The 11,251-nt window shown below is 54.0% G+C and carries 8 protein-coding genes; all 8 read right to left on the bottom strand.

The annotated features are described in order from the left end of the window. Window positions 1-328 precede the first annotated feature (328 nt). Window positions 329-1,051, bottom strand: a complete 723-nt coding sequence (locus RID21_RS19890; protein WP_350191882.1) for an ion channel — start codon at window positions 1,049-1,051, stop codon at window positions 329-331. Beyond that, window positions 1,032-1,286 (bottom strand): hypothetical protein, encoded by a 255-nt coding sequence (locus tag RID21_RS19895; protein WP_145039112.1) that lies wholly within the window; start codon window positions 1,284-1,286, stop codon window positions 1,032-1,034. The genes RID21_RS19890 and RID21_RS19895 overlap by 20 nt, the downstream gene beginning before the upstream one ends. A gap of 50 nt (window positions 1,287-1,336) precedes the next feature. Next, window positions 1,337-2,761: a TolC family protein gene (locus RID21_RS19900; protein ID WP_197993586.1), complete on the bottom strand. Its 1,425-nt coding sequence runs from the start codon at window positions 2,759-2,761 to the stop codon at window positions 1,337-1,339. Between the two features lie 151 nt (window positions 2,762-2,912). Then, window positions 2,913-4,466 (bottom strand): PP2C family protein-serine/threonine phosphatase, encoded by a 1,554-nt coding sequence (locus RID21_RS19905; RefSeq protein WP_350191884.1) that lies wholly within the window; start codon window positions 4,464-4,466, stop codon window positions 2,913-2,915. Window positions 4,467-4,636: 170 nt separating this feature from the next. Beyond that, window positions 4,637-5,101, bottom strand: a complete 465-nt coding sequence (locus RID21_RS19910; RefSeq protein ID WP_350191886.1) for a hypothetical protein — start codon at window positions 5,099-5,101, stop codon at window positions 4,637-4,639. Window positions 5,102-5,138: 37 nt separating this feature from the next. Beyond that, window positions 5,139-8,660: an efflux RND transporter permease subunit gene (locus RID21_RS19915; protein WP_350191888.1), complete on the bottom strand. Its 3,522-nt coding sequence runs from the start codon at window positions 8,658-8,660 to the stop codon at window positions 5,139-5,141. Continuing rightward, window positions 8,657-10,603 (bottom strand): efflux RND transporter periplasmic adaptor subunit, encoded by a 1,947-nt coding sequence (locus RID21_RS19920; RefSeq protein ID WP_350191890.1) that lies wholly within the window; start codon window positions 10,601-10,603, stop codon window positions 8,657-8,659. The genes RID21_RS19915 and RID21_RS19920 overlap by 4 nt, the downstream gene beginning before the upstream one ends. A gap of 170 nt (window positions 10,604-10,773) precedes the next feature. Then, on the bottom strand, window positions 10,774-11,163 hold the full coding sequence (locus tag RID21_RS19925; protein ID WP_350191892.1) for a hypothetical protein: 390 nt from the start codon (window positions 11,161-11,163) through the stop codon (window positions 10,774-10,776). Between the last annotated feature and the right edge of the window lie 88 nt (window positions 11,164-11,251).

Here is an 11,251-nt window from a genome sequence, read left to right on the forward strand (position 1 = left end):
GAACCAGTTTCTTGTTCTTGATAATTTCTATAAGCCGACCACCTTTGCGGGTGGTCGGCGATGACATTTTTTTAGATATCAAAAATCCCCAATGGCCTTTGCTGTGGCTGTTTAACCTTGCGTAGTTCGTGATCTCCAACTGTGTCATCATCTCAGAAACACTACCCAGACTGAAAGGGGCATTTGGGACAGATATGATGTCCTGCACATCTTTACCAAAAAGGCTTGACTACCCTCAGGCGAGAAAATGCCTAGAATATCAAGATAAACAGCACTGCGAACTGGCCCAGATAGACATCCACCTCAGGCTGAATCATCGTGCACTGGATTAACTGCTTTGGGCATGCTGTTGATTCTTTTGGGTCACAGCTGAAATGTACATGGCCACCAGCCTGGAAACCAGGATGGCGAAATAAAACTGACCAAAGACAGCCTGCAGGTAACAGGCTGTTTGCGCGGGGCCGGATACCGGAACGATATCACCATATCCCAGAGTCGCCATGGTGACGAACGACAGGTAAATCAACGGTTGCAGGTCCGAGTTTCGTAACGTGACTGCTTCGGATGAGGCATTGACCAGGTCATAGCGAAAAGCGGCTGGATCAACCAGTAAGATGGTTGAGTAGAGATAGGACCAGAGGAGTCCGGCCAGCAGGTAAAGGGAGACAGTTCCGATAATGGTATCGAGTGTTACCCGGTCGTCGTGAAATACGGCACTCAGAATATGGTAAAACACAAACGCCAGGAAAATGATCACCAGACTGTTGTGCAGAACCGTCAGTGAATAGCTGCGGGTAAGAAAACTGCTGACATTCAATATCAGCATCAGGACGACAAGCGTAAGTCCAATCCCCAGTGTCTTGTGGCGATGACAGACAGAGACGACTGCTGTGAGCAGAACGGTCGAAAACAACAGGCAGAAGAGCATCACAGAGACTCTGCTGCTGCCCATGAACGCGGTTCCGATCAGCAAAGTCAGTATAGAACAAAGTAAATAGGTGAACTTTCCAAAGGGATGGCGAACGACCTGTTCACTTTCCTGATTCTGCATTACTGTCCCCGTGATCTGCTGCTTCAGGCTGATGCGGCAGGCGCTCCAGATAGCTTGAAACCTGGCTGGAGTGACAAACACAATTGTCGTAGCTGGTATACGGCAGCGGAGGTGGTTCACAATACTGGCAGTCAACGTCACAGCCGGAATAACTGTGGTAAGTCGATGCACAACCTGACAGCACGATCGCTCCCAGCGTTGCGGGCCAGCGCATCCACTTTTGAGCATTGTTCATTTTAAGCTCCTTCGTTGGCAACTGCTTCGCTTCGATTGCAGTCCTGTCTGTTATGGTTCTTCTGGCAGCGGTAAATTTTCAAGTGCTTCCGGCGCCGCGGGAATGGGTTGCAATGCCTGCGGGTTGACCCCGCCAACGACGCGTTCCAGCTCTGCCAGTGATTGTCCCAGTGATGCTTCGATTCTCAGATAACTCACCTCGAATCGGAGCAGTTCTCTCCAGTTGTCAACCAGCTGTAAAAAATCGACTTCTCCGGTATTGTAGGCCTGGCTGGAGACCTCTAACGTCTGGCGTGCTTTGGGAAGAATGTCTTCACGGAACAGGGTTATCAGATCCTGCTGGCTTTTGGCTTGCGCGAATAGGTCTGCGACTTCTTCTTGAGTGGCATCTTTTAATGAATCATAGGATCGGGCCGTCGAGACTGCTTTTGCCTCAGCGGAGCGCACTGCCGAATCCAGTTTCTTTCTGTAGATGGGCAGGTTAATGCCTGCCGTGATCAGAAACGAATCATTTCCGTTAGCGACAGGACTGACGCCGGTCGAGCCTACATCAATCCAGGTGGCTCCCAGGGTGAGATCCGGCTTATAGGCGAGGCGTGCCAGATTGAGGGCCTGCCTGTCTTTTTCGAGTGCTGCCAGTTGTGCATGCAATTCGGGACGAGAAGCAACCGCCTGTTGCTGCAACCAGTTCAGGTCGTCAGGCAGAGATCCGGGGGCGATATGATCGAGTGCCAGTAATTTTGTCTGTGGTGAAACATGCAGCAGACGTGCCAGTTTGGCCTGACCGCTTTCGAGTCTTTGTTGCAGGCGAATTAATTCATTCTCAACATTGGAGATTTCCAGTTCTGCCCGCAACAGGTCCTGCTGGCTGACTTTTCCTGTCTTATAGCGTACATTCGCGACGTCACGGATCTCAACCAGTAACTGTTTATCTGCCTCGGTTACAGCGATAGTCTGTTGAATAAAATAGAGCTCGTAATAGGCTCGTTTCACTTTGGCAATCGTGTCCAGTTCGACGGCTGCCAGGTGCGCTCTTGATTGATTGGTCTGTGATTCGGCGAGTTCACCCTGGGCATTCAGTTTCCCTCGTGCAGGGAATTTCTGTGAAACATTTAACGCATATTCCTGAGGGCCTGAAGCCGTCTGTACCTGCTCAGGATAAAACGTCATTCCCAGAGTAGGGTCTTGCAGGCTCGAAGCGACAGGGACCTGGTGAGCGTTGGCTTCTACGAGTTTTCGGGCTGCCTGGATATCCGGGTTTTGTGACAACGCGTATTGAATGTACTCTTCAACGGAATGCGCGCCCTGCAAGTCGGCAGCAACGGGATTGACGGTCGCCTGGGCGGGAGTATATGCGGCCTGTTGAACGGACTCGGAAACTTGTGCGTAACCGGGGTCATGGACCTGCTGTGCAGTTTTACAGCCGGACAATAACAGTAACATACTTAAGAAATAAGCTGACTTTCGTACGGCCATCCTTGGCCTCCCCCCCTGATATGATCGGAACCGATACACACTGGTTAACATCGGTAGAATTGATTTGACTGAAACAGTGATTACAAATAAATCTACCGTACCCAGGCCCCCATGTGAGGATATTACGGGTCAGGTAAACTTTATGTTCTGCTTACCGAGTGAAAACATTGAGCTCCTCGTTCTCTCTCGACGACCGACCTCCCGACTGATTCAGGTCCGCAACGGATTGGCGCTCCAGTGCCACCAGCGTCAGATCATCATTCGGAGAAGCATTCGAACGCCATTTCGCAATGGTTTCGTTGATTCGCATGATTTCTGTCAGAAGTGAGCTGTCAGTCCTGTGGGAAAATAAATCTGTAAGTCGGTCTACTCCAAATAAAGTCCCTTCGGCGTTGGTCGACTCTGTGACTCCATCGCTGAAGAGCAGAATTCGATCTTCTGATGAAAGTATCGTCGTTTTCTGCTCCCACTCGGCATTCAGGTCAATGCCGACTAACAGGCCTGTACTTTTTAATGTTTCCAGGGCTCCTGATTTTTTCTGCAAGAGGGCTGGGAGATGTCCTGCACTCACCCAGGTCAAGGTATGTGATTCCGGCTCCCAGCGTGCAAGAAACATGGATGCAAAATTTCCAGGCAGAATCGAAGCGGTAAACTGACGGTTGACTTCTTTCATGATCGTAACCGGATCATAGGGGGGCTTTTCAGAAGCAGCCAGCAGGAGTGATTTCAACATGGCAGCCCCCATGGCAGCGGGAACACCGTGTCCGCTCACATCGGCAATGCAGATGAGCCATGATCCATCTGACAAAGGCAGGAAGTCGTAATAATCTCCAGCCACACTGTCTGCCGGTTCAAAGATATGCGCTGTTTCAAGCTGTGATATTTGAACTCCGTGGGGCAGCAGGTATTGCTGAATCTTTCGTGCTTTCTCCATCTGGGAGCGGCGGTCACGATCGTTTTCCTTCAGTGCCGCGCTCATGGAATTGATTGAAGAGGACAGTAAGTTCATCTCACTACTGGTAAAGCCTGGGGCCATGGTATCCAGATTGCCGGACCTGATATTTTCCACAGTCTTTAAGAGTTGATTTAACGGTCTGCCCACAAACTTCAGTAGCACGAGATTGACGATCCCGGCCGCGATCAGGCCTAATGCCCCAAGCACACCAAGCTGAAGCAGGACTTTGGTTCGGATCGCGCGACGTACATTTTTTAATGTTTCGATCACAAAGACGCTTGCTCCTTTGCCAGTCTTGTAACCAATGACAAGCTGGTGTTGCTGGAAGTCTGCCAGATTGAACGATTTCGGATTTGTAAAGTCAAATTCGGACAGGATCGCCTCACTATCCGGAGAAGCATGACCTGTCTGTATATATTTCCCATTCAGGCTGACGATAATCCGGTGTCCGGGTGAGGCTGATTTTCTCATTTCTGAACAGACTTTGTTGATATAGCTCTGGACATTGCGATCCTGATGATCCGTATGATCCTGGATTAAATGGGAAACTGCGGACTGAATCGCGATCGCTTCATCGTTTAAGCCTGTCCGCATCTGTGCGGTCGCATGCTCGATTTCCCTGTAATATTGCAATATCAGGAGTCCTGCCAGCGCGATACTGAGCGTCAGATTCACGGAAAGCAGTAATTGAAATCTGATCGTACGGGGTTGATTCTTGAATCGGGCGATACTGGCAAATAAGACTGACATGACTTTTACTTTCCTTCAATCGCTGACGCCCCGGTTGATCAAGCTATAGAGAAGAGAGGGAACGCCTGAGTGTCGTATCTTAGCGCGACATACGATCACTCTGGCGGTCCACTCAGGAGTCGACCGGGAATTTGCTTAAAGCATTCCCCGATGAACTGGTTGTGTATCTGCTATTTCCGCAAGTTCGCCGAGTACAGTGCATCGACTTTACTCAGATAGGCCTCGGGATCAGCGGTGATCTTTTTGGTGCAGGGGGGGCAGCAAACATAAACTATCCGTCCATCCACAATGGTCCATTTCGGTTTTTGTGGCAGCTGCTTTTTCATCACCGGACATTTGCCTTGCGCTTTGGCATAGTTGGCGTGAATGGTCGACCAGTGCTGCGGGTTAATCTTGCTGTTTAAACAGCCTTTGCAACACAGATAGACCGACTCTTTGCCGACTTTGACTTTGATCGGCTTCCCGTGATCACCCAGCTTCTGTCCTGAGACGGGGCAGATCTGCTGCGCTGCTATGCGTAACTGATCGCGCTGGTTCCCTTCTGCTTGTGGTTGCTGCGCTTCCACTAACTGTTGCACACCCAATCCGGTAATAGTAACCAGCGACAATGCCAGGATCATTTTGAACGATTTCATCATATTTCTCCTTCTAAAAAAGTCGTTCTGATCCCGCTCAGGAGGCGGGACCGCTTAAGGCTGGATCGAATTTCGAATTCTGAGATCCAGTTTGAGGTAGTTCGTGGTTCAGGGCCTGACTTGACAGGCCCGCATTCATTTTGAATTCCAGGTATGCACAATAAATGGCGGGGACAATGAAGGTGGTAAAGGGTTCGACCAGCATGCCTCCCAGAACGGGAAGTGCCATGGCCCGGGCCACGTCGGCTCCGCGACCGTGTGACATCAGTACCGGCAACAAGGCGAAGATCGTGGTCAGGGTGGTCATCACACAGGGGCGAATGCGTTTCAGCCCGGCCGTGTAGATCGCCTCGCGTAAATCGGCGATGTCCTTGACTGGTTGGCGTTTCAGCGTCTGCTGGATGTAGGTGGCCATCACCACGCCATCGTCGACTGCGATGCCGAACAGGGCGATAAAGCCGACCCATACCGCGGTATTCATATCCACGCCCATCCAGGCGACCGCGATCATCCCGCCGGCAAACGCGACGGGAATCCCGGAGAAGACAATCGCCGAGATGGCAAAATCCTGGAAACCGAGATAGATAATCAGCAGATTCACCAGCAGCACCGTGGGAATGATCCACATCAGCCGCTGGTTGGCTTCGATCTGATTCTGGAAAGACCCCACGGCCTGCAGTTCAAAATTCCCCCTGGGAAAGGTCAGGGAGCCATCTTCCCGGGCTGTTCGCAGATCGGTCATGACCTGCTCCACGGTCTCCAGGTCGCCGGATGCGCCGGACGGAGAAAATGCAACATGGGCGACAAGCCGGGCATCTTCACTGTTGATCGCCCCCGGACCCCAGGTGGTGGTGACGTCTGCCAGCCGTTCCAGGGGGACAATGTCTCCGCCGTGAGTGACCACGGAGACCTTCCGCAGGTCTTTCAGGTCCTTACGGACGCTGCGTTCGAAACGGACCTGAATGGGATAGCGTTCGCGGCCTTCCACGGTCGTGGTCACATCGAGGCCCCCCAGACCGGCTGAGACGATCTGGTTGACCATCATCGTGGTCATGCCGTAGCGGGCGGCTTCTTCCCGGTCGACTTCGAACTCATAATAGGGTTTGCCCATCACGATATCAGGATTGACGGTGCCCGCATTTACATAGCGGTTCTGCTTGAGGCGTTCTGCCACTGCCAGCGAGGCTTTGGACAGGCCTTCCAGGTCATCGCCGTAGACCCGGATCGCCATTGAGGCCTTAATCCCGCTCTGCAGCATCACTACGCGGCCTTCGATGGGTTGCAGGGGTGATGCAGGCGTGACTCCCGGCAGCGTCGCTACGCTGTTGATTTCGTCCCAGATCTTGCGGGCCGTCATCCCCTCCCGCCATTTGTCGCGGGGTTTGAGCATCACGTAGGTTTCGACCATGGCCGCGGGGGCAGGGTCGAGCGCGGACTCCACACGGCCAATTTTTCCCAGTACGTGTTCGACTTCCGGAATCCCTTTGATCAGCGTATCCTGGGCCTGCAGGATCTCCATTGCCTGGGAGAAGCTGGCAGCTGGGTAGAGACTGGGCATATAGAACCAGCTGCCTTCGTCCAGGGCGATCCAGTCGTCCGATTTCAGTCCGGTGAAGACGTGCTTGGCATCCACGTAGCCGGGAACCTGATTCAGATCCGCACCGAGCAGTGAGACTACTTTCTCGACGGGCTTTAACACGGTCGGCAAGCCAACCCAGGCACCGGCCCCCAGCACGACAATCATGGCGGGAAAGGAGAGCATCAGCAGTTTGTGCTTTAATGCCATTTTTAACCGACCCGCATACAGAAACCGCACGAAACGACTGGCGGGATTCTCTTCCATGGAGCGGATCTTCTCGCTGGTGACCCACCAGCCCAGCAGGAAGCCGGCGACCGCAGCAAACAGCGTGGCTGCAGCCAGGGTGAGCAGCGATCCCTCGGCGATATAATCTCCCCAGACAAACCAGCAGAGCGCAGCCGTGAGACAACCCACTGCAGCGCCGCTGGCCAGTTGCCCCCAGCGGGAGAGCTGCGTACTGCGGAGAAAGATTCGACAGAGCATCGGCAGGATGACGACAGCAACGATCAGACTGGAGATCAGAGCGAAGGACTTGGTCCAGGCCAGCGGCGTGAACAGCCTGTGATCCCGGCCGGTCAGGAAAAAGACCGGGAGAAAGCTGATAATCGTCGTACTGACGGCAGTAATCACGGCGGGGATCACTTCGGCTGCCGAATCGCGAATGACCGTCAGACGCTGTTGTGGGCCGCCCGGAGTACCACTGGCCTCCCATTCGGCCAGGCTGCCATAGATGTTCTCCAGAATGATAATTCCCATGTCGACCATGGTGCCGATGGCAATCGCGATGCCCGCCAGGGACATGATGTTGGCATCGACGCCGAATGTCTTCATGGCGATAAACGACATCAACACTGCCATGGGGAGTGTGATGGCAATGATGATACTGGCGCGGATGTGTAACAGGAACAGCACCATGACCGCAACGGTGATGATGGTTTCCTGTATCAGGGCTTCGGTGAGGGTGGAGACGGTCTCATCGATCAGCAGGCTCCGGTCATAGATTCCCTGGATTTTGATGCCGCCCAGTTCCGATTCCAGCGAAGCGATTTTGGCCTGCACGCGTTCGATCACTTTACGGGGATTTTCGCCATAACGCATCACGACCACACCCCCGACCGCCTCCTGTCCATTCAGATCAAGGGCACCACGACGGAAAGCGGGACCGGTCTGGACCTGAGCCACATCGCTGACGCGGATCGGTACCCCTTTGCTGGTGGTAATCACCGTATTGTTGATCTGCTCGATGGTTTCCTGTTCCGTCTTGTCCGCTCCGATGAATCCTTTGCCGCGGACGATGAATTCCATCCCGCTGGTCTCGACGGTCTTGGCACCAACATCGATATTGGCGGCTTTCACCGAGTCAATCACCTGGCTGAGCGGAATGTTATGATAGCGTAGCTCGTCGGGGTCGACTTCGACCTGGTACTGTTTGACGTAGCCGCCGATCGAGGCGACCTCGGCAACACCATCCACGGACTGCAGAGCGTACTTGATGAAGAAGTCCTGCTTTGAGCGCAGTTCCGCCAGGTCCATGCCGGCCGGCGGTTCGAGCACATAGTAATAGATCTGGCCCAGGGCAGTGGCATCGGGGGCGAGTGTCGGGACCACGCCTTCCGGCAGCGAGCCTGTGACGGTCGTGAGCTGTTCGACCACGCGGGAGCGGGCCCAGTAGAAGTCGACGTCATCGTCAAACGTGACCTGCACGAAACTGAAGCCAAACATGCTTTTGCCGCGGACACTGCGGGAGCCCGGCACTGCCTGCAGCGCGATCGAGAGCGGATAGGTAATCTGGTCTTCCACATCCTTGGGAGAGCGTCCCGTCCACTCGGCCAGCACGATCACCTGGTTCTCGCCCACATTGGGGATGGCATCAATGGGAACTTTCTGTGCCGAATACCAGCCCCAGCCGATCAGGCCGACCGACAGCAGGACGATCAGGAGTCGCTGACGAAGACAGAAATCGAGGATACTGCGGATCATTGACGGACCTCCTGTTTCGCTCCGGTAGCCGTCAGGGGCAGTCTGGGGGCCTGTGGAAGCGGTTCAGGCTCCATCTCTAGCGGCACGTCCAGCGGGGGCAGGCTGTCATCCGGCTCAATCATCAGAGGGGATTCAATTGACGGCAGTTCCATGGCGGGCAAGTCTTGATCCTGTTGGCCCGAACTGTCAGCCGTTTTGAGTTTTTCCAGGTACTGCTTCGGGTGTTCCAGCAGACTTTCCCGACAGCCTTCACAGCAGATGAAAACCATTTCTCCATTGAGGTCGACTTTGGCAGGGGCCCCCATCGATCCCAGAGACATCATCGTGACAGGACAGATCCGTTGCTGTTCTGCCCGACTGCGATCCGCAGGAGGGAGCTTCGAAAGAGCCGCCAGAATCGTTTCTGATTTTTCCTGATCCGGCAGAGGTTCCGCACGGGTCGGATCGATGAGCGACGGATTGCCTGCCAGCTGCATCTGTGAATCGATCAGGAAGTTGCCGCGGGTCGCGACCTGCTCTCCCTGCTTGACTCCTTTCAGGATCACGATCTGGTCGCCGCAGGTCGGTCCCAGAACCACATTACGTATTTCAAAGCGTCCCGGTTCGGTTTCGACATAGAGCACACTATGCTGTCCCGCCATCAGGACGGCATCGCGAGGTACCGTGAGTGCTTCACTTTCCGCGATTGACTGTGAGACATAACCGTATTGTGAGGTGGGAACCAGGGCTTGCCCGGTGACAGGACACTTGCCCGGTTCTTTGGCGATGACGTGCGGGTGCCGGGGGCAGATCCAGCAGTCTGCCAGTTCGGGATCATAAACGCCTCCGGATTTTCCCTTACTTCCCGCAGGAACGGAGATGGTCGCACGGGCGTAATCTCCCACACGCAGCGCTCCCTCCGGGTTAGGCATTACGATTCGTACGCCGACCGTGCGTGTCTGGGGATCAACGTGAGGATCGATAAAGGCCACACGGCCGGTAAAGGTCTGATCGGGCTGCGACTGAACGGTCGCTTCAACTTTCTGTCCATAGCGAATCGTGGCGGCATCTTCCGGGAACAGTTCGAGCATCAACCATAATTGAGAAAGATCAGCCAACTGATAGATGACCTGTCCCTCCTTGACATACTGTCCTTCTACCGCAGGCTTTTTGATGACCGTCCCACTGATGGGGGCACATAAATGCATCCGGCTGTTGGCCTTGCCCGTTTTTTCGATTTCTTCGATCTGGGGCAGCGTCATACCCAGTTCGACTAATCTCTGTTTCGAACTCTGATAGAGGTTTTCGTTGGTCTGGATCACCCGTTTCAGTGTGGCAGAGCGACTGTTCTCTAAGGCCTTTTTGGCCAGCAGCAGTTCGACCTGACTCGAATAAAGCAGGGGGGAGTAAAGATAAGCCAGTCGGTCTCCCTGTTTGACTTCGACACCCGTAAAATCGGCATAGAGCCGTTCGATGCGACCGTCCACATATGCAGACAGGGTCTTGAGGTTCCCTTCGTCATAGCTTAATTCGCCCACGGCCTGGATCGTGTGGCTCAGGGGCATCGATTCGACCGAGGTGGTCTGAATGTTGGCAATCCTGCGGGCCGCCGGATCGATACGGACCGCATTAGGATCTGATTTCGATCCATCCGAGGTGGCCGGCACCAGTTCCATGGCACAGACCGGGCACCGTCCCGGCTCGGTCTGAGGGGGCGTGCACATCATCGGGCAGATATATTTCACGACTTTGCTGAGGGGCGATTCATGACTGTGCCCACCTCCGCCGGCTGTGATGAAGCCCATGCGCTGCGCCACGCCCAGACCGGCGATCAGTACAGCCCCGCACAGCAGAAACAGGAACGGCTGCACCAGCAGTCGAATCCACCAGCGGCGGACATTCTGTTTTTTCTGTGAAGACGCCTCATCCCGGGCGCAGATCTCACTTTGATTCAAATTATTCATAACAACCTCTACGGAATCGTGTCAGACAACGGTTATTTTCAGGGAAAATAGGGTCTGGCTGTTTTACTTGAATCAGGAAATGAGACACGAAGTGGGAGTCAAAACCCGGGATGTCTCAAAACATCCATCAAACAGGGAAAACAGCGCGCACTGAGACAGCAGAGGTGAGATCAGATCAACCAGCTACAGAGGACTTCCTGCTGGTGAAGCGTGGGCTGAAATGAGGATTGAGGTGTGTCGAACGCCATGCCTGACTGCAACTGCTGTGTGCAGACGACATAGGTGATCACCTGAGTGGCTGCCAGCCGGGATACTTCGCGTTCCTGGGAAGAGCGGTTTTCATCGGGGGTAACAGGCAGCTCCTGTTCGACCGAACATCGGCACCGCAGTTGATGGGAAGTTTCAGAACAGCAGCTCTGATCTGTATCCATCGAAGGCGAGCAGCAGCAGGCTTCAGTTGAACAACGATGACCGGCCTGTGCGAATGGCACAACTCCCCCGAGGAGGGTGGCTGCCACGAGCATCCAGGAGATCAAAGATTGTGTTAACGTCTGAAACATTGCTACACCGGTCAAAAAGGAAAGTCTCATTTGTTTTAAGGCCCAGACTTACAACAGTCAAGTCTGAATTCTGTTCACGCTGATGGGG

The sequence above is a fragment of the Gimesia sp. genome (assembly GCF_040219335.1).
GTDB lineage: Bacteria > Planctomycetota > Planctomycetia > Planctomycetales > Planctomycetaceae > Gimesia.

What these genes read in the sequence shown, in the direction of transcription:
- RID21_RS19900 (WP_197993586.1), bottom strand. Translation starts at nt 2,761, where the DNA reads ATGGCCGTACGAAAGTCAGCTTATTTCTTAAGTATGTTACTGTTATTG.
- RID21_RS19890 (WP_350191882.1), bottom strand. Translation starts at nt 1,051, where the DNA reads ATGCAGAATCAGGAAAGTGAACAGGTCGTTCGCCATCCCTTTGGAAAG.
- RID21_RS19925 (WP_350191892.1), bottom strand. Translation starts at nt 11,163, where the DNA reads ATGTTTCAGACGTTAACACAATCTTTGATCTCCTGGATGCTCGTGGCA.
- RID21_RS19905 (WP_350191884.1), bottom strand. Translation starts at nt 4,466, where the DNA reads ATGTCAGTCTTATTTGCCAGTATCGCCCGATTCAAGAATCAACCCCGT.
- RID21_RS19895 (WP_145039112.1), bottom strand. Translation starts at nt 1,286, where the DNA reads ATGAACAATGCTCAAAAGTGGATGCGCTGGCCCGCAACGCTGGGAGCG.
- RID21_RS19915 (WP_350191888.1), bottom strand. Translation starts at nt 8,660, where the DNA reads ATGATCCGCAGTATCCTCGATTTCTGTCTTCGTCAGCGACTCCTGATC.
- RID21_RS19920 (WP_350191890.1), bottom strand. Translation starts at nt 10,603, where the DNA reads ATGAATAATTTGAATCAAAGTGAGATCTGCGCCCGGGATGAGGCGTCT.
- RID21_RS19910 (WP_350191886.1), bottom strand. Translation starts at nt 5,101, where the DNA reads ATGAAATCGTTCAAAATGATCCTGGCATTGTCGCTGGTTACTATTACC.